The 18,190-nt window shown below is 74.9% G+C and carries 14 protein-coding genes; 10 read left to right on the top strand and 4 right to left on the bottom strand.

Translation table 11 applies throughout. From position 1 onward, the window contains the following. The first annotated feature begins 62 nt into the window (after nucleotides 1-62). The 5 genes from ACIQF6_RS05225 (at nucleotide 63) to sucD (ending at nucleotide 7,238) form a co-directional block, all read left to right on the top strand. Nucleotides 63-1,160: an AAA family ATPase gene (locus ACIQF6_RS05225; RefSeq protein ID WP_400890363.1), complete on the top strand. Its 1,098-nt coding sequence runs from the start codon at nucleotides 63-65 to the stop codon at nucleotides 1,158-1,160. After that, entirely contained in the window at nucleotides 1,157-3,502 is a 2,346-nt protein-coding gene (locus tag ACIQF6_RS05220) for a DUF5682 family protein (protein ID WP_400890361.1), read from the top strand. The genes ACIQF6_RS05225 and ACIQF6_RS05220 overlap by 4 nt, the downstream gene beginning before the upstream one ends. A 180-nt stretch (nucleotides 3,503-3,682) precedes the next feature. After that, nucleotides 3,683-4,816 carry a VWA domain-containing protein gene (locus ACIQF6_RS05215; protein WP_400890359.1) on the top strand — a complete coding sequence of 378 codons (1,134 nt, stop codon included), beginning with the start codon at nucleotides 3,683-3,685 and terminating at the stop codon, nucleotides 4,814-4,816. A 340-nt stretch (nucleotides 4,817-5,156) separates the two neighbouring features. Then, nucleotides 5,157-6,329 carry an ADP-forming succinate--CoA ligase subunit beta gene (sucC, locus tag ACIQF6_RS05210; protein WP_400890357.1) on the top strand — a complete coding sequence of 391 codons (1,173 nt, stop codon included), beginning with the start codon at nucleotides 5,157-5,159 and terminating at the stop codon, nucleotides 6,327-6,329. An 18-nt stretch (nucleotides 6,330-6,347) separates the two neighbouring features. Further along, entirely contained in the window at nucleotides 6,348-7,238 is an 891-nt protein-coding gene (gene sucD, locus ACIQF6_RS05205; RefSeq protein WP_380361954.1) for a succinate--CoA ligase subunit alpha, read from the top strand. Between the two features lie 87 nt (nucleotides 7,239-7,325). Here the strand turns inward: sucD and ACIQF6_RS05200 are convergent, their stop codons facing one another. Continuing rightward, complete coding sequence (locus tag ACIQF6_RS05200; protein ID WP_400890354.1) at nucleotides 7,326-9,152, bottom strand: LuxR C-terminal-related transcriptional regulator; 1,827 nt, start codon at nucleotides 9,150-9,152, stop codon at nucleotides 7,326-7,328. A 117-nt stretch (nucleotides 9,153-9,269) separates the two neighbouring features. On the opposite strand from ACIQF6_RS05200, the gene ACIQF6_RS05195 reads away from it, so the two are divergent. Then, nucleotides 9,270-10,538 carry a DUF6350 family protein gene (locus ACIQF6_RS05195; RefSeq protein ID WP_400890352.1) on the top strand — a complete coding sequence of 423 codons (1,269 nt, stop codon included), beginning with the start codon at nucleotides 9,270-9,272 and terminating at the stop codon, nucleotides 10,536-10,538. A gap of 849 nt (nucleotides 10,539-11,387) precedes the next feature. Here the strand turns inward: ACIQF6_RS05195 and ACIQF6_RS05190 are convergent. Together ACIQF6_RS05190 and ACIQF6_RS05185 are read right to left on the bottom strand one after the other, a co-directional pair. Further along, entirely contained in the window at nucleotides 11,388-12,122 is a 735-nt protein-coding gene (locus tag ACIQF6_RS05190; RefSeq protein WP_400890350.1) for a hypothetical protein, read from the bottom strand. Continuing rightward, complete coding sequence (locus ACIQF6_RS05185) at nucleotides 12,119-13,027, bottom strand: ABC transporter ATP-binding protein (RefSeq protein ID WP_400890348.1); 909 nt, start codon at nucleotides 13,025-13,027, stop codon at nucleotides 12,119-12,121. The genes ACIQF6_RS05190 and ACIQF6_RS05185 overlap by 4 nt, the downstream gene beginning before the upstream one ends. Nucleotides 13,028-13,162: 135 nt before the next feature. Between ACIQF6_RS05185 and ACIQF6_RS05180 the strand changes: the two genes are divergently transcribed. Next, the gene (locus ACIQF6_RS05180) at nucleotides 13,163-14,317 is read left to right on the top strand and encodes a sensor histidine kinase (RefSeq protein ID WP_400890346.1); all 1,155 of its coding nucleotides are present in this window, start codon (nucleotides 13,163-13,165) and stop codon (nucleotides 14,315-14,317) included. Further along, entirely contained in the window at nucleotides 14,314-14,982 is a 669-nt protein-coding gene (locus tag ACIQF6_RS05175; RefSeq protein WP_400890344.1) for a response regulator, read from the top strand. Before ACIQF6_RS05180 ends, ACIQF6_RS05175 begins: the two co-directional genes overlap by 4 nt. Nucleotides 14,983-14,989: 7 nt before the next feature. Here ACIQF6_RS05175 and ACIQF6_RS05170 read toward each other — a convergent pair whose 3' ends face one another. Further along, complete coding sequence (locus tag ACIQF6_RS05170) at nucleotides 14,990-15,577, bottom strand: hypothetical protein (protein ID WP_400890342.1); 588 nt, start codon at nucleotides 15,575-15,577, stop codon at nucleotides 14,990-14,992. Between the two features lie 344 nt (nucleotides 15,578-15,921). Between ACIQF6_RS05170 and purN the strand changes: the two genes are divergently transcribed. Both purN and purH read left to right on the top strand, forming a co-directional pair. Continuing rightward, nucleotides 15,922-16,581 (top strand): phosphoribosylglycinamide formyltransferase, encoded by a 660-nt coding sequence (gene purN / locus ACIQF6_RS05165; RefSeq protein WP_400890340.1) that lies wholly within the window; start codon nucleotides 15,922-15,924, stop codon nucleotides 16,579-16,581. Next, nucleotides 16,578-18,170 carry a bifunctional phosphoribosylaminoimidazolecarboxamide formyltransferase/IMP cyclohydrolase gene (gene purH, locus ACIQF6_RS05160; RefSeq protein ID WP_400890338.1) on the top strand — a complete coding sequence of 531 codons (1,593 nt, stop codon included), beginning with the start codon at nucleotides 16,578-16,580 and terminating at the stop codon, nucleotides 18,168-18,170. The genes purN and purH overlap by 4 nt, the downstream gene beginning before the upstream one ends. Nucleotides 18,171-18,190: the final 20 nt, after the last annotated feature.

The raw sequence follows: 18,190 nt of genomic DNA, 5'->3' as shown, positions 1-18,190 counted from the left end.
CCATTCGCTCTTCGCGCCCTTTCTGCGCAGTGTTCTGACGTCCCGTGAGATCGGAGCAGTCGATGACCACCGAGACGACCAGCGAGGTCCTGCGGCAGCACGCCGAGGACGCGTTCGCCGAGGAGCTGGCCGCCCTCGCCCGGCACGACGACCGGGCCCGTCCGGAGCGCTGGCGGCTCTCGCCGTGGGCGGTCGCCACCTACCTGCTGGGCGGCGAACTCGCCGACGGCACCGTGATCACCCCCAAGTACATCGGCCCGCGCCGGGTGATCGAGGTCGCCGTCACCACGCTCGCCACCGACCGGGCGCTGCTGCTGCTCGGCGTCCCCGGCACCGCCAAGACCTGGGTGTCCGAGCACCTCGCGGCGGCGATCTCCGGCGACTCCACGCTGCTCGTCCAGGGCACCGCCGGCACCCCGGAGGAGGCCGTCCGCTACGGCTGGAACTACGCCCAGCTGCTCGCCCACGGGCCCAGCGAGGACGCCCTGGTGCCGTCCCCGCTGATGCGCGCCATGCGGGACGGGCAGATCGCCCGCGTCGAGGAGCTCACCCGCATCCCCGCCGACGTGCAGGACAGCCTGATCACCATCCTGTCCGAGAAGACCCTGCCGGTGCCCGAACTCGGCAGCGAGGTCCAGGCGGTGCGCGGCTTCAACGTCATCGCCACCGCCAACGACCGCGACCGCGGCGTCAACGAGCTGTCCTCCGCGCTGCGCCGCCGCTTCAACACCGTGGTGCTGCCGCTGCCCGCCACCCTCGACGAGGAGGTGGAGATCGTCACCCGCCGGGTCGGCCAGCTCGGCCGCTCCCTCGACCTGCCCGAACTGCCGGGCGGCGCCGAGGAGATCCGCCGGGTGGTCACCGTCTTCCGCGAGCTGCGGGCCGGCCTGACCGCCGACGGCCGCACCAAGGTGAAGACCCCCAGCGGCACGCTGTCCACCGCCGAGGCGATCTCGGTGGTCACCAACGGGCTCGCCCTCGCCACCCACTTCGGCGACGGCGTGCTGCGGGCCGGCGACGTCGCCGACGGCATCGTCGGCGCGGTCGTCCGCGACCCGGTCGCCGACCGGCAGGTGTGGCGCGAGTACGTGGAGGGCGTGGTCCGCGACCGCGACGGCTGGAAGGACTTCTACCGGGCCGCCCGGGAGGTCTCCGCGTGACTGCCCAGGTGACGCTGCTCGGGGTGCGCCACCACGGCCCCGGCTCGGCCCGCGCGGTCGCCGCCGCGCTGGCCGCCCTGCAACCCGACGCGGTGCTGATCGAGGGGCCGCCGGAGGCCGACGGGCTGACCGCGCTGGCCGCCGAGAAGGACATGGTTCCGCCGGTCGCCCTGCTCGGCCACGTCAGCGACGACCCGGCCCGGGCCGCGTTCTGGCCGTTCGCCGAGTTCTCCCCCGAGTGGGTGGCGCTGCGGCACGCCGTGGACGCCGGCGTGCCGGTCCGCTTCATCGACCTGCCCGCCGGGCAGAGCCTCGCGCTCGGACCGCGCGGGACGGATCCGGATGCGACGTTCGACGCCGACGGAGCGTCAGAAGAGAGGGAGGACGCGGGGGAGGAGGGGTCGGGAGTGCCGGGGGGCACTTCCGCCCCCGCCCCCGTCGACCCGATCGCCGAACTCGCCGCCGCCGCCGGACATCCCGACCCGGAGTCCTGGTGGGAGGACGTGATCGAGCACCGCACCCCCGGCGCCGACCCGCTCGCCCCGTTCGCCGCCCTCGCCGAGGCGATGGCCGCGCTGCGCGAGCACCACCCCGTCGAACGGCGCGACGAGATCCGCGAGGCCGCCATGCGGCAGCAGATCCGGGCCGCCCGCCGGGCCGGCCACCAGCGGATCGCCGTGGTCTGCGGCGCCTGGCACGTCCCCGCGCTCGCCGCCGCGCCGACCGTCGCCCACGACCGGGCACTGCTCGCCGAACTCCCCAAGAAGCTGAAGACCGAACTCACCTGGGTGCCGTGGACCCACCGCCGGCTGTCCCAGCACACCGGCTACGGCGCCGGCATCGACTCGCCCGGCTGGTACCACCACCTGTACACCACGCCCGAGCAGCCGGTCGTCCGCTGGACGACCAAGGTCGCCGAACTGCTGCGCGCCGAGGACCACCCGGTCTCCTCCGCGCACGTCATCGAGGCCGTCAGGCTCGCCGACACCCTCGCCGCGATGCGCGGCCGCCCGCTGCCCGGCCTCGCCGAGACCCTGGACGCGGTGCGCGCCGTCATGTGCGACGGCTCCGACCTGGCGCTCGCCCTGATCCACGACCGGCTGGTGGTCGGCGACGCGCTCGGCGAAGTCCCCGACGGCGCGCCCGCGGTGCCGCTCCGACGCGACCTGACCCGCCTTCAGCGCACCCTGCGGCTCAAGCCCGAGGCGACGAGCCGCGAACTCGTCCTCGACCTGCGCAAGGACCTCGACGCCGAACGCTCCCGCCTGCTGCACCGGCTGCGCCTGCTCGGCCTGCACTGGGGCCGGCCGGTCCGCGACAGCGTGCAGTCCACCGGCACCTTCCGGGAGACCTGGCGGCTGGAGTGGGAGCCCGAGTACGCCGTCCGCCTGGTCGAGGCCGGCCAGTGGGGCACCACCGTGCAGGGCGCCGCCACCGGCCGGGCGATCGCCGACGCCGCGACGGCCGAACTGACCGCGCTCACCGAACTCGCCGAGCACTGCCTGCTGGCGGCCCTGCCCGACGCCCTGCCCGAGGTGATGCGGCGGCTCGCCGACCGCGCCGCGCTCGACACCGACGCCGGACACCTCGCCACCGCGCTGCCCGCGCTGGTCCGCACCCTGCGCTACGGCGACGTCCGGGCCACCGACACCAGCGCCCTCACCGCCGTCGCCCTCGGCCTCGCCGAACGGCTCTGCATCGCGCTGCCGGCCGCCTGCACCGGACTCGACGCGGACGGGGCGCGGGCGCGCCGCACCGAGATCGACGCCGTCCACCAGGCGATCGCGCTGCTCGCCGACACCGCCGTCGGCGAACGGTGGGCCGGCACCCTCACCGCGCTCGCCGCCCGCGAACCGCACGGCGGACCGGCCACCGGCGTCCCCGGCCTGCTCCGCGGCCGCGCCGTCCGGCTGCTGCTCGACGACGGCCGGATCGACACCGAGGAGGCCGGCCGGCGGCTGGGCCTCGTGCTGTCCGTCGCCTCCGACCCGCTGGACGCCGCCGGCTGGGTCGAGGGCCTGGTCTCCGGCGGCGGCGCGATGCTGCTGCACGACCCGGCCCTGCTCGGCCTGCTCGACACCTGGCTGTGCGGCGTTCCCGCCGACACCTTCACCGACCTGCTGCCGATCCTGCGCCGCACCTTCTCCTCCCTGGAGACGGGCGTCCGCCACACCATCGGCTCGCGGGTCGCCGCCGGCCCGCTGAGCGCTTCCGTGGCGGACAGCGCACCTGACGTCGAGTTGGACGCCGGGCGGGCGGACGCGACGACGCCCGCGCTGGCGTTGCTGCTCGGCCTGTCGCAGCCGCGGATCCCGCGTCAGCCGGACCGCCGCGCGGGCTGACGTGTCGTAGGCGGGCGGCAGGATCGGTGCTGTTCCCACCGCTCGGGCGGTTCGCGGGGTGCACCGATCCGCTGCCCCGATCTTTCCCTTTGTCTCTTCCGCTTCGCGCAGTCCCCCGCGCCCGTTCCGGGGTGCGGGGTTCGGGCGGGGCGTTCACCGGCCCAGCCGAGGAGTGATCAGATGACTGTCCGTCAGGATGACGAGCGGATGCGACGGTGGCGGCTCGTGCTCGGGGCCGAGGGGGACGGGACCGGGGTGCGGCTGTCGCGGCGGGACGCGGGGATGGACGGGGCGCTCGGCGCGCTGTACCGGGAGGACGGGAAGCGGTCGGCGGGCCTCGGCGGGTCGGCTCCGCAGGTGGCGCGGTGGCTGGGGGACATCCGGGAGTACTTCCCGACCAGCGTGGTGCAGCTGATGCAGCAGGACGCGATCTCCCGGCTGGGGCTGGACCGGCTGCTGCTGGAGCCGGAGATGCTGGCGGCGGTGGAGCCGGACGTGCACCTGGTGGGGACGCTGCTGTCGCTCAAGCACGCGCTGCCGGAGACCACCCGGGAGACCGCCCGCGCGGTGGTCGGCAAGGTGGTCGCGGAGCTGGAGCGCCGGCTGGCCGACAAGACCCGCTCCACGCTGGGCGGGGCGCTGGACCGCAGCGCCAAGGTGAACCGGCCCAAGCACCGGGACATCGACTGGGACCGCACCATCAGGGCGAATCTGTCGAAGTACCTGCCGGAGTACCGGACGGTGGTGCCGGAGCGGCTGGTCGGCTACGCACGGGCGCAGCGGGCGGTGAAGAAGGACGTGATCCTCTGCATCGACCAGTCCGGGTCGATGGCGCCGTCGGTGGTGCACTCGGCGGTGTTCGGCGCGGTGCTGGCGTCGATGCACAGCCTGGACACCCGGCTGGTGGTGTTCGACACCTCGGTGGTGGACCTGACGGAGCAGCTGAGCGACCCGGTGGACGTGCTGTTCGCGACGCAGCTGGGCGGCGGCACCGACATCAACCGGGCGCTGGCGTACTGCCAGTCGAAGATCACCCGCCCGTCGGAGACGATCGTGGTGCTGATCAGCGACCTGTACGAGGGCGGCATCCGGGACGAGATGCTGAAGCGGGTGGCGTCGATGAAGGCGTCGGGGGTGCAGTTCATCGCGCTGCTGGCCCTGTCCGACGAGGGCGCGCCGGCGTACGACCACGCGCATGCGCAGGCGCTGGCCGCGCTGGGGGCCCCGGCGTTCGCGTGCACGCCGGACGCGTTCCCGGACATCATGGCGGCGGCGATCGAGAAGCGTCCGCTGCCGGTGCCGGAGCGCCAGTAGCGGGTCAACGGCGGCCGACACCACCCGTGCGGGTGATCCTGTGGTGCGGTGGGCCGTCGCGCGCCGAGGGGTCGCGGGAGGCCCGCCGACACGCCGGGCCAGGTCCGTTGTGACGGTTCTCACGAAGGTCGAGCCGGTCCCGGGCGAAACACGCCCGTCGTCCGGGGATAACCTGCCATGCGGACGTGACGCGCGTGTTGATCCACGATGCGCCCGGCACCTGGGTGGGCCGCAAGGCCGTACATCTGCGTACCCGCCCAGCGCCGACGACCCGCAGCGAAGATCCTGCCGTGGCACGCTCGTAGAGACACATTCCGCGACCACGAACAAGGACAAACACGTGGACCTGTTCGAGTACCAGGCGAGGGACCTCTTCGCCAAGCACGGTGTACCCGTGCTTGACGGCGATGTCATCGAGACCGCCGCAGACGCTGCCGCCATCGCGGAGCGCTTCGGCGGCCGAGCCGTCGTCAAGGCTCAGGTGAAGGTGGGTGGCCGAGGCAAGGCCGGTGGCGTGAAGCTCGCGTCCGACCCGCAGGACGCCGTGGCCAAGGCCGAGGCCATCCTCGGCATGGACATCAAGGGCCACACCGTCCACAAGGTGATGCTGGCGCAGACCGCGGACATCAAGGAGGAGTACTACGTCTCCTTCCTGCTCGACCGCACCAACCGCACCTTCCTGGCCATGGCCAGCGTCCAGGGCGGCGTGGAGATCGAGGTCGTCGCCGAGGAGAACCCCGACGCGCTCGCCAAGATCCCGGTGGACGCCAACGAGGGCGTGACCGCGGAGAAGGCCGCCGAGATCGTCGCCGCCGCGAAGTTCCCGGCCGAGATTGCCGACCAGGTCGCCGACGTCCTGCAGAAGCTCTGGGTCGTCTTCGTCAAGGAGGACGCCCTCCTGGTCGAGGTCAACCCGCTGATCAAGTCCGGCGACGGCAAGATCATCGCCCTCGACGGCAAGGTCTCCCTCGACGCGAACGCCGAGTTCCGCCAGCCGGAGCACGAGGCGCTCGAGGACAAGGCCGCCGCCAACCCGCTGGAGGCCGCGGCCAAGGCGAAGGGCCTGAACTACGTCAAGCTCGACGGCCAGGTCGGCATCATCGGCAACGGCGCGGGCCTCGTCATGAGCACCCTGGACGTCGTCGCGTACGCCGGTGAGAACCACGGCGGCGTGAAGCCGGCCAACTTCCTCGACATCGGCGGCGGCGCGTCCGCCGAGGTGATGGCGAACGGCCTGGAGATCATCCTGGGCGACACCGACGTCAAGTCGGTCTTCGTCAACGTCTTCGGCGGCATCACCGCGTGCGACGCGGTCGCCAACGGCATCGTGCAGGCCCTCGCGCTCCTGGAGAGCAAGGGCGAGGCCGTCACCAAGCCGCTCGTCGTCCGCCTGGACGGCAACAACGCGGAGCTCGGTCGCCAGATCCTGACCGACGCCAACCACCCGCTGGTGCAGCAGGTGGACACCATGGACGGCGCCGCTGACCGCGCCGCCGAGCTGGCCAACAAGTAAGGAAGGGGACTTAACACCATGGCTATCTTCCTTACCAAGGACAGCAAGGTCATCGTCCAGGGCATGACCGGCTCCGAGGGCATGAAGCACACCCGCCGCATGCTCGCCTCCGGCACCCAGATCGTCGGCGGCGTGAACCCGCGCAAGGCCGGCACCACCGTGGACGTGGACGGCACCGAGGTCCCGGTGTTCGGCACGGTCGTCGAGGCGATGGAGAAGACCGGCGCCGACGTCACCGTCATCTTCGTGCCGCCGGCGTTCACCAAGTCCGCCGTGGTCGAGGCGATCGACGCCGAGATCGGCCTGGCCGTCGTCATCACCGAGGGCGTGCCGGTGCACGACACCGCCGCGTTCTGGGCCCACGCCGGCGCCAAGGGCAACAAGACCCGCATCATCGGCCCGAACTGCCCCGGCCTGATCAGCCCCGGACAGTCCAACGCGGGCATCATCCCGGCCAACATCACCGGCGCGGGCAAGATCGGTCTGGTGTCGAAGTCCGGCACCCTGACCTACCAGCTCATGTACGAGCTGCGCGACCTCGGCTTCTCCTCCGCGGTGGGCATCGGCGGCGACCCGGTCATCGGCACCACCCACATCGACGCCCTCAAGGCGTTCCAGGAGGACCCGGAGACCGAGCTGATCGTCATGATCGGCGAGATCGGCGGCGACGCCGAGGAGCGTGCCGCGGCCTACATCGCCGAGCACGTCACCAAGCCGGTCGTCGGCTACGTCGCGGGCTTCACCGCGCCCGAGGGCAAGACCATGGGCCACGCCGGCGCCATCGTCTCCGGCTCCTCCGGCACCGCCCAGGCGAAGAAGGAGGCCCTGGAGGCCGCCGGCGTCAAGGTCGGCAAGACGCCGTCCGAGACCGCCCGCCTGGCCCGCGAGCTGATCGCCGCCGCCAAGTAAGGCACGAGCAGCACGCGGTACCGCTCCGGCACGAAGGCGCCGTCCACCGAACAGGTGGGCGGCGCCTTCGCCGTTCCGCGGCCCCGGTCAGCCGCGGCGCGGGCGGCAGTGGGTGAACGGCGCGCACGCGTGGGCCAGCGGGGGCGGCGGCGGGCGGTGCGCCGACGGGCGCACCAGCAGCGGGCGGTGCGCCACGAACGGGCCGGGCGGCAGGGCGTCCGCGCTGCCCGGGTCGTCGGCGTCGTCCGGCCGGTCGTCGGACGGCTCCACCGACGGCAGCACCCGGGCCGGCGGACCGACCAGCCGGGCCGGCACGCCCGGCGTCGGACCGCACCACGGCGTCTGGAGGCCCGGAGCGCCGCCCGCCGCCGCCGGACCCGCGCTGCCCGAACCCGCCGCCGTGCACGCCGTCGCGTCGGGCGACCCCGCGCGCAGCAGGTCGGCCGGGCCCACCCCCAGCAGGGTGGTCGCGACGGCCGCGCCCACCACCACCGTCAGCGCCGCCGCCGCGGCCGTCAGCAGTCCGCTGCGCAGCCGGCTGTCCGCCACCAGCAGGGCCGGCGGGGGCAGCCAGGGGCCCGGGCAGCCGTGCACCGCCGCCCGGTGCAGCAGCTCGCCGAGCCGCTCCACGAACTCCGGGTCCTCCGGGTCGGGGCCGACCAGCGCCGGGACCTCCCGGGCCAGCGACGCCCGCGCCGAACGCACCCGGGCCTCCGCCGCAGCCGTGCTCGACTCCCCCTCCAACGCCAACTGCTCCACCGACAGCCCCAGCGTGTCGTGCAGCACCAGCGCCCGGCGGCGCGGCCGGGACAATCGCTGCAACGCCTTCAGCAGCGCCCGGTCCCGGGGCGTCAGCCGGGTCGGCGGCTCCGGGACGACCGGCTCGGCGACCTTGATCCGGCGCCGCGCCCGCAGCACCCGGGCCCGGCGCGGGCCGCCCCGGTGCCACGGCGACAGCGCCAGGTCGAACGCCGCCGACCGCACCCACCCCTCCGGATCCGCCGTCGCCGACACCTCCGCCCACCGCCGCCCGGCCGCCCCCAGCGCGAGGTGCACGCAGTGCACGGCGCGGTGCCGGTGGCCGGTCAGCAGGAAGGTCTGCTGCACCAGGCGGGTGTGCACCAGCGCGGTGAATTCGGCGAACGCGGCGGGGACGGCGTCGGTGTCGGACGGGGCATCAGAAGCCGTTGCGCCGACCGGTTCGGGCGTTGCCGCCGACGTGGTCCGGGCGTGTGCCGGGCGGGCGGCGGAGGCCTTCGCGGGCTTCCGCGGCCGGCGCCGGGAGGCGGTCGCGGCGGACGGGGCGTCCGGCGTTGCGGCCTTCGCCGGTGCGAGTGAAATTTCCACGGACCCGCCCTTCGGCGAACGCGGCGGTGCGGACCGGTCATCAGGAGACGTGCCTGTTCCGGGTTTCGCGGGTGCTGCGGTTCCGGCGGGGCCGTGCTCCTTCGGGGGGCCGGACGTCGTGGTGGCCGACGTGGCGTCAGGAGGTGTGCGTGTTTCCGGTTTTGCGGGTGGCGCTGCTTCGGCGGGGGCGCGCTTCTTCCGGGAATCAGGCGACGCGGCGTCAGGAGACGTGCGCGTTCCGGGTTCCGCGGGTGGTGCGGTTCCGGCGGGGCCGCGCTTCGGCGGGCGGTCGGCGGGTCGGGCCAGGGCGGCGAGGAGGGCGGCGGCCTCCTCGTGGCTGCGGGCGCCGAGTTTGCGCGTGGCGCGGTTGAGGTGGGCGCGGGCGGTCCCGGGGGCGACGCCGAGGTTGCGGGCCAGCGTGCGCGGGTCGTCGCCGGCGGCGAACCGGGCCAGCGCCTGGACTTCGCGTGGGGAGAGGCGGCGCAGCAGCTGTTCGGCGTCCTCGCGGGTGCGGGACGACGAGTCTCCGGCCGTGCGCTCGGGTTCGGCGGTCGAAGGTGAAGTCACCGCAATCCTCCGCTGCAAATCTGTCCCTGCGATAGGCACATGTACCGATAATCCGGGACACGGCGAAGGTTTGCGCGATGACACCCCGTAACGCGCGACCTTGGCAGCATGTGGCCCATGACGCAGCTGATGGGCCGTCCGATCCTCGGCCTGCCGAGCGAACTCGACAGTCGTTCCTCCCTCGCCGATCTGCTCGCCGGAGTCCGGACCGCGCTGCTCACCCTGTCGGTGGTCGCCGTCCCGGTGTTCGGCCTGTGGGTGCTGGCCCCGTACGGCGACGACTCGGCGCAGGGCGCGGCCAGGACGGCGTTCGGGATCTGGCTGCTCGGCCACGGCGCACCCCTCGCCCGCGGGCCCGAGGCCGCGCCGGTCACGGTCACCCCGCTGCTGCTCACCGCCGCCGTCGCGGTGCTGGTGGTCCGCGCCGGGCGGCGGGTGGCCCGGCGCGCCCGGGGGCGCGGGTTCGTCCGCTGGCGCTCCCCGATGGCGATGTACGCCGGATACCAGCTGGTCGCCGCGGTCGCCGTCGCCCAGTGCGGCGACCCCGAGGCGGCACTGCGCTCCCGGCCGGTGCCGGACCTGCTCGCGGTCGCGGCGCTGACGGCCGGGGCGTTCGGCTACGGCCTGTGGGCCGGACTCGGCCGACCCGGCGGGCCGTGGCGGCTGCCGCTGCCCGCCGCGATCTGGCCGGCGGACGACGCCGAGCCGGCCGCCCTGCGGGCCCTGGCCGGGTGGGCCGCCGCGCTGCTGGCCGGCGGCGGCGCGGTGTTCGCGGCGGCGATGCTGCTCGGCTCGGCCGGACAGAGCGCACAGCGACTCGGCGGCGACACCGCCGGATGGCTCGGCATGCTGCTGGCCTGCCTGGCCCTCGTACCCAACGCACTGCTCTGGGCGGCGGGCTACGCACTCGGCCCCGGCTTCACCGTCGGCGCGGGCAGCCACGCCGGGCCGTTCGGCACCCGGCTCGGCGCAGTCCCCGACTTCCCGCTGCTCGCGGTACTCCCCGACCGGCGCGGCCCCGACTGGCACCTGCTCGCGTGCGCGGCGCCGGCCGCCGCCGCGATCGTCGCCGCGCTGCTGCTGGGGCGCGCCGCGACCCGCTGGGGCGTCCGGCAGACCGCGACCGTCGGCGCCGCCACCGCACTGGCCGCCACCCCGCTCGGCCTGCTCGTCGGCTGGTCCTGCGGCGGCGCGCTCGGCGCCCATCGAATGGCCGAACTGGGCCCGGTGCCCTGGCAGTTCGGCCTGTCCCAGAGCGCCTGGCTACTGGCCGTCACCGTCCCGGCCGCGCTGCTCGCCCGCTGGTGGCACACCCGCCCCGGCCCGGGCCCGTCCGTCCGGATCCGGGTCGGCACCTACCGACTGGTGTGCCGCCTCGCCGCATAGCCCCCACACACGCCTCCCCACCCACCCCGGCTCCGCACAACGGGCCTCGGGCTGAGGCGGGAGGTGAGCGGGTGGGGCCGGAGGGCGTCCGTTGCGCGGGGCCTGGGGTGGGAGATGGGTGAGTGGGCCGCGGACAGCTCGCTGCGAGGGGCCGAGGCGGGAGGTGAGCGGGTGGGCCGGAGGGTGTCCGTTGCGCGGGGCCTGGGCGGGTGGGTGAGGCATGGGGCGTCCGCTGCGCGGGGCCGGGGCGGGAGGTGAGCGGGTGGGCCGGAGGGCGTCCGCTGCGCGGGGCTTGGGGTGGGAGATGGGTGAGTGGGCTGCGGACAGCTCGCTGCGCGGGGCCCGGGCGGGCGAGTGAGGCACGGGGCGTCCGCTGCGCGGGGCCGGGGCGGGAGGTGAGCGGGTGGGGCCGGGGACAGCCGCTGCGCGGGGCCTGGGGTGGGAGATGGGTGAGTGGGCTGCGGACAGTTCGCTGCGCGGGCGAGTGAGGCACGGGGCGTCCGCTGCGCGGGGCCTGGGGTGAGAGGTGGGTGAGTGGGCCGCAGACAGTTCGCTGCGCGGGGCCGGGCGGGAGGTGGGCGAGTGGAGCCGACGGGTGTCCGCTGCGCGGGGCTGGAGGTGGGGGCTCGGTGCGCAGCCGCACACCCCCGTCCCTCGCTTCTCGCCCGTTCCGGCTTCGCGCAGCGGGTTTCGGGCTTGGGCGGGAGGTGAGTGGGTGGGGCCGGCGGGAGTCCGCTGCGCAGCCACTCACCCCCCGTCCCTCGCTTCTCGCCCGTCCCGGCTTCGCGCAGCGGGTGTTGGGTTGGGGGCACCTTGGCGGCGGGGTCACGGGTGGGCGCAGGCGTGGGCTCAGGCGTCGTGGTGGTGGAGGCTGCGCAGGCCCGCCGCCGAGGCGGTTGCTGTCCACAGGGCCATCAGCAGCAGCCCGGTGCCGTGGCCGTAGTGGACGCCCGGTGCGTCGTGCAGGCGGGTCGCGTACAGGCCGGCGCGGTCGGGGAGGAATTGGGCGGCCTCGCGGATGCCGGGGATCGCGGAGAGGGCGGTGGTGCCGAGGAAGACCATGGGGGAGAGCAGGCCCAGTGCGGCGGTCTGGTTGCGCAGCACGGTGGTCAGTGACAGGCACAGCACCAGCAGCAGCGGGTGGTAGAGCACGCCGGCGGCGAGTGCCCGGTAGCTGCCGGGGGCGGTCAGGTGGAGGCCCACCGAGGCGGCGGTCGCGGCGAGTTGGCCTGCCACGGTGAGGAGTCCGACGGCCAGGCCGAGGCCCGCGCCGAGCAGCAGTTTGCCGCGGTAGAAGCGGGTCCGGTCGGGGACGGCGGCCAGGGAGGTGGTCAGGGTGCCGGAGGCGTATTCCTGGCCGATCAGCAGGATGCCCAGGCAGACCACCGCGACCTGGCCGAAGTTGAGGCCGTAGTAGAGGCCCTCCATCGGGTCCTCGGTGATCGAGGTGTCGGTGCGGCCGTAGGCGAACTGCACGGCGGCGGTGATGCCGGCGCTCAGTGCGACCGCCAGCAGCGGGGCCGTCCACAGCGGGCGGAGCGTGGTGAACTTGGCCCATTCGGCGCGCAGCGGGTGGGTGCTCATGCCGTCGCCGCCCGGTATTCGACGGTGTCCGCGGTCATGCGCATGAAGGCTTCCTCCAGTGAGTCGTGGGTGACGGACAGTTCGACCAGCACCACCCGGCGGGACGCGGCCAGTGCGCCCAGCCCGCCGGGGTCGGCGTCCGGCACGTCGTACGCGCCGTCGCCGAGCGGCACCGCCTCCGGGTGGGCCTCGGCGAGCAGCGCGGCCAGCGCCGTCGGGTCGACGGCCCGGACCCGGACCCGGCGCCGGCCGTGTTCGGCGAGGAAGTCGGCGGTGGAGGTGTCGGCCAGCAGCCGGCCCCGGCCGATCACCACCAGGTGGTCGGCGGTCTGCGCCATCTCCGCCATCAGGTGCGAGGAGACCAGCACCGCGCGGCCCTCGTCGGCGAGGCGGCGCAGCAGTGTCCGGATCCACCGGATGCCTTCCGCGTCCAGGCCGTTGACCGGCTCGTCCAGCAGCAGCGCGGCGGGGTCGCCGAGCAGTGCGGCGGCGATGCCGAGGCGCTGGCGCATGCCGAGCGAGAAGGTGCGGATCCGGCGTTCGGCGGCGTCGGCGAGGCCGACCAGGGCGAGCGCCTCGTCGATCCGGCGGGCGGGCAGCCGGTGCGAGGCGGCGATACAGCGGAGGTGGCCGGCGGCGGTGCGGCCGCCGTGCACGGCCTGGGCGTCCAGCAGGGCGCCGACCCGGCGCAGTGGTTCGGTCAGCCGGCGGTAGGGCAGGCCGCCGATCAGGGCCTCGCCGGAGGTCGGCCGGTCCAGGCCGAGCACGGTCCGCAGGGTGGTGGACTTGCCCGCGCCGTTCGGCCCGAGGAAGCCGGTGACCCGCCCGGCGGCCACCCGGAAGGTGAGGCCGTCGACGGCCCGGCGCTCCCCGTACGCCTTGGTCAGGTCGCGAATCTCGATCACGGCGGCTCTCCTCCCGATCGGCTGTGTGACGTCCAGTCAATCGACGGGCGGTGCGCGGCGGATCCCGCCCGGGAGTGGCCGGTCTCCCTCCCGGGAGGGAGGTCGCGGCGGGCGGGGGTGCGGGAGGATGGCGCGATGCCCGCGCTGTTCGCCCCGCTGCTGCTGCCCGCGACCTGGGCCCGCCTGCTGCACCTGCTGGTCGGCCCGGTGTTCGCCGGGGTCGTGCTGCTGGTCTATCCGGGGACGGAGGGCGTCTCGACCGTGCGGGCGCTGCTGTCGAGCGTCGCGGTGGACGTGCCGCTGCTGTGCCTGGTCGCGCTGGTGCCGGCGGTGCGGCGGGCGGAGGGCGTGCAGGCGCGGCTGCTGTTGGTGCCGGACCGCGAGGAGTCGATCGGGGTCGCCCCGTCGGCGGGTTGGGCGGACCGCGGGCGGACGGCGCTGTGGCTGGTCGCCCGGGTGGCGCTCGGCACCGCGGTGGGCCTGCTGGTGGCCGCGGCGCTCGGCGGGTCGGCCGCGGCGGCCCGGCCGCCGTTCGGGCCGCGGGTGCTGCTCGTCCCGCTCGTGCTGCTCGTCCTGCCGGCCCTGGTGGTGTTCGCCGGCCGACTTCAACTCGCGCTGGCGGTAAGGCTGTTGGGGGCGTCGGCGGCGGAGCGGCTGGCCGCGGCGGAGTTGCGCGCGGAGCGGCTGCTGGAACGCAACCGGCTGGCCCGCGAGCTGCACGACTCGATCGGCCACGCGCTGACCGTGACGGTGCTCCAGGCGGGCGCGGCCCGCGAGGTCGCCGACCCGGCGTTCCGGGACCGGGCGCTGGAGGCGATCGGGACCACCGGCCGCCGCGCGCTGGACGACCTGGAGCGGATGCTGGTCCTGCTGCGCGAGGCCCCCGAGGCCACCGCCGCCGAACAGCCCGGCCTGGACCGGGCCGAGGAGCTGTTCGCCGCCGCGCGCGCCGCCGGCAGCCCCGTCGACGTCGACCTGGGCGTCCGGGCGGGCGAGCTGCCGGGCGTGCTGTCCCGCGAGGCGTACCGGATCGTCCAGGAGGGCGTCACCAACGCGCTGCGGCACGCCCCCGGCGCGCCGATCCGGATCCGGGCCGCGGTCGCGGCCGGCACGCTGGAGCTGTCCTGCCGCAACCCCCGTACCGGACGGGGGAGCCCGCGCAGGGGCGGCGGCAAGGGCCTGCGCGGCGTCCGGGAACGCGCGGTGCTGCTCGGCGGCGCGTGCGAGGCCGGACCGGACGGGACGGACTGGGTGCTGCGGGTGCGGCTGCCGCTACGGTTGGGCCGGTGACGGTGATCAAGGTGCTGCTGGTCGACGACGAGGAGCTGATCCGGGCCGGCCTGCGCGCCGTGCTCGACGCCCAGGACGGCATCGACGTGGTCGGCGAGGCCGAGGACGGCGCCCGGGCCCTCGGCCTGGTCCGCGCGCTGCGCCCCGACGTGGTGCTGATGGACGTCCGGATGCCGGGCGTGGACGGGCTGGAGGCGACCCGGGCGATCCTGCGCGGCGCCGACGGGCCGCCGAAGATCCTGGTGGTCACCACCTTCGAGGCCGACGACTACGTGTACGAGGCGCTGCGGGCCGGCGCGGACGGCTTCCTGCTCAAGCGCTCCCGCCCGGCGGAGATCGTCCAGGCGGTGCGGCTGGTCGCGGCCGGCGAGTCGCTGCTGTTCCCCGCGTCGATCCGCCGCCTCGCCGCGGCCCGGGGCCGGGGTGCGGCGGACGGCGGGGCGGTGGCCCGGGCCGGACTGACCGGGCGGGAGGGGCAGGTGCTGCGGCTGATGGCGCGCGGACTGTCCAACGCGGAGATCGGCGAGCAGCTGCACCTGGGCGTGCAGACCGTCAAGACGCACGTCAGCAGCCTGCTCGGCAAGCTCGGCGCGCGCGACCGCACCCAGGCGGTGATCGCCGCCTACGAGTCGGGCTTCGTCACCCCGTCCGCGGACGGGGACTGACGGCAGGTCACTCCGCGGAGCCCTCGTAGACCGTGGTCACCCAGGCGGGGACGCCGTTGCCGCAGCTGTGCACGCCCTCCTTGGTGAGCGCGGAGTCCACGCAGTCCAGGTAGTCGTGGTAGGTGAACTGCACGGTGAACGCGAAGAGCGAGATCGCCAGCGCCAGGCCGCCGGTGAGCAGCGCGGAGAGCGCGGCCGGGACCTGCGGGCGGACCGGGCGCGGGGCGAACGGGTCGGTGACGGGCTCGGCGGGGGCGCGCAGGACGGTGACGGCATACCAGACGGCGAGCAGGGCGAGCGGGAAGCTGATCCAGAGCAGGCCGAACAGCGCGGTCAGCAGGGCGGCGAAACCCGACAGCAGGGCGTTGCGGGCGGTGCGGTGCGCCGGGTCGGACAGGTCGAGGCGGGGCCCCTGCGGGCCGGGCTCGGGGCGCGGGCTCCACTGCGGGGGCTGCGGGCGCTCGCCGTCCGGCCCGTCCGGCCGGTCGCCGGACGCCGGCCGCTGCGGCACGCGCGGACGCCAGGGCTGGTCCGGGGCGCCGGGCGGAGGGGGCGCGAAGGGGTTGCGCTCGCCGCTGTCCTCGCCGCTGCTCATGGTGTCGGCCGTTTCTGCTCGTCGGTTGTCCGCCCGGCGATGGGGGAGTGGGCGGTCGGTCAATGATCCCTCAACCGCTCGGCGGCTGTACGGCACCCTGCCGGACCGCTGCCGGGCGGCCGGGAGATCCCCGTCTCAACTACGCGCGTAGCGTTGCCGGGTGGTTACGGGTGCCCTCCCACCAGCCGTTATCGTGGTGACGGTCGGCAGCTCGCGACGGTTCCCCGGGTCCCGCAGCGTCGCGTCCCCGCACCCGTCGACGGCTCCCGACCTGCCGCCGCCCGTAATGGCCCCACCGACGGTGGACGTACCAGCGGGCGACACGACCTACGGAGAAACGCGCCGTGGCTGCCGCTGACGCCCAAGTGTTCCCGCCCCGTACCCCCGGACCGGCCCGGCTGGTGGTGCTGGTCTCCGGCTCCGGCACCAATCTCCAGGCGCTGATCGACGCCGCCGCCGACCCCGCCTGGGGCGCGCGGATCGTGGCCGTGGGCGCCGACCGGGACGGCATCGCCGGGATCGACCGGGCCGAGCGGGCCGGGATCCCGGTGTTCGTCGAGCGGATCAAGGACCACGCCGACCGGGCCGCCTGGGACGCCGCGCTGACCGCCGCCGTCGCGTCGCACGAGCCCGACCTGGTGGTCACCGCCGGGTTCATGAAGATCCTCGGCCCCGCGTTCGTCGGCGCCTTCGCCGGACGCACCGTCAACACCCACCCCGCGCTGCTGCCCGCCTTCCCCGGGGCGCACGGCGTCACCGACGCGCTCGCGTACGGCGTGAAGGTCACCGGCTGCACCGTGCACCTGGTGGACGCCGGCGTGGACACCGGGCCGATCATCGCCCAGGGCACGGTGGAGATCGAGGACGCCGACCACGCCGACGGCGGCGAGGCGCTGCACGAACGCATCAAGACTGTCGAGCGCAAGCTGCTCGTCGAGGTCGTGGGCCGGCTGGCCCGCGAAGGACACCGCATCGAAGACCGAAAGGTATGGATTCCGGCATGAGCGCCGCTCCCTCCGCCACTCCGCCCGTCTCCGAGAACGTTCGCCCGATCCGGCGCGCGCTGATCAGCGTCTACGACAAGACCGGTCTGGAGGAGCTCGCCCAGGGCCTGCACGCCGCCGGGGTCGCCATCGTCTCCACCGGGTCCACCGCCGGGCGGATCGCCGCCGCGGGCGTCCCGGTCACCGAGGTCTCCGAGCTGACCGGCTTCCCCGAGTGCCTGGACGGCCGGGTCAAGACCCTGCACCCGCGGGTGCACGCCGGCGTCCTCGCCGACCTGCGCCTGGAGTCGCACCGCGCGCAGCTGGCCGAGCTCGGCGTCGAGCCGTTCGACCTGGTCGTGGTGAACCTGTACCCGTTCACCGCCACCGTCGCCTCCGGCGCGACCCCCGACGAGTGCGTCGAGCAGATCGACATCGGCGGCCCGTCGATGGTCCGCGCCGCCGCCAAGAACCACCCCTCGGTGGCCGTCGTGGTCGACCCGGCCCGCTACTCGGACGTGCTGACGGCCGTGCAGTCCGGCGGCTTCGACCTGCTGACCCGCAAGCGCCTGGCCGCCGCCGCGTTCGCGCACACCGCCGCGTACGACGTCGCCGTGGCGAGCTGGTTCGAGCAGTCCGGCTACACCGAGTCGGACGCTGTGTCCTCGTCGTTCCCGTCGTTCCTCGGCGACACCTGGGAGCTGGGCAACGTCCTGCGCTACGGCGAGAACCCGCACCAGCAGGCCGCGCTCTACCTCGACGGCACCGGTGGCCTGGCGGGCGCGCAGCAGCTGCAGGGCAAGGAGATGTCCTACAACAACTACGTGGACACCGATGCCGCCCGCCGCGCCGCCTACGACCACGCCGGCCCGGCCGTCGCGATCATCAAGCACGCCAACCCGTGCGGCATCGCCACCGGCGCCGACGTCGCCGAGGCGCACCGCAAGGCGCACGCCTGCGACCCGGTCTCCGCGTACGGCGGCGTGATCGCCGTCAACCGCCCGGTCACCGTCGAGCTGGCCGAGCAGATCGCCCCGATCTTCACCGAGGTCGTCGTCGCCCCCGGCTACGAGGACGGCGCGCTCGAGGTGCTGGCCAAGAAGAAGAACCTGCGGGTGCTGCGCGCCCCCGAGGCCCCCGCCGACCGGCTGGAGTCCCGCCGGATCTCCGGCGGCGTGCTGCTCCAGCAGGTCGACCGCGTCGACGCGGAGGGCGACGACCCGTCGACCTGGACGCTCGCCACCGGCGAGGCGCTGTCCGCCGACGAGCTCGCCGAACTCGCCTTCGCCTGGCGGGCCTGCCGGGCCGTCAAGTCCAACGCGATCCTGCTCGCCAAGGACGGCGCCTCGGTCGGCGTCGGCATGGGCCAGGTCAACCGGGTCGACTCCTGCAAGCTGGCCGTCACCCGGGCCGGCGAGCGGTCGGTCGGCTCCTACGCCGCCTCCGACGCGTTCTTCCCGTTCGCCGACGGCCTGGAGATCCTGCTCGCCGCGGGCGTCAAGGCCGTGGTGCAGCCCGGCGGTTCGATCCGCGACGAAGAGGTCGTCGCCGCCGCCGAGAAGGCCGGCGTGACCATGTACTTCTCCGGGACCCGGCACTTCTTCCACTGACCGGACCCGACGCCGAAGGG

Source organism: Kitasatospora sp. NPDC092948 (assembly GCF_044754805.1).
GTDB lineage: Bacteria > Actinomycetota > Actinomycetes > Streptomycetales > Streptomycetaceae > Kitasatospora.
This window is presented reverse-complemented; position numbering and strand designations above follow the sequence as displayed.

Coding starts and splice junctions, on each gene's coding strand:
- ACIQF6_RS05225 (WP_400890363.1), top strand. CDS start 63: ATGACCACCGAGACGACCAGCGAGGTCCTGCGGCAGCACGCCGAGGAC.
- ACIQF6_RS05215 (WP_400890359.1), top strand. CDS start 3,683: ATGACTGTCCGTCAGGATGACGAGCGGATGCGACGGTGGCGGCTCGTG.
- sucD (WP_380361954.1), top strand. CDS start 6,348: ATGGCTATCTTCCTTACCAAGGACAGCAAGGTCATCGTCCAGGGCATG.
- ACIQF6_RS05195 (WP_400890352.1), top strand. CDS start 9,270: ATGACGCAGCTGATGGGCCGTCCGATCCTCGGCCTGCCGAGCGAACTC.
- ACIQF6_RS05190 (WP_400890350.1), bottom strand. CDS start 12,122: ATGAGCACCCACCCGCTGCGCGCCGAATGGGCCAAGTTCACCACGCTC.
- ACIQF6_RS05180 (WP_400890346.1), top strand. CDS start 13,163: ATGCCCGCGCTGTTCGCCCCGCTGCTGCTGCCCGCGACCTGGGCCCGC.
- ACIQF6_RS05170 (WP_400890342.1), bottom strand. CDS start 15,577: ATGAGCAGCGGCGAGGACAGCGGCGAGCGCAACCCCTTCGCGCCCCCT.
- purH (WP_400890338.1), top strand. CDS start 16,578: ATGAGCGCCGCTCCCTCCGCCACTCCGCCCGTCTCCGAGAACGTTCGC.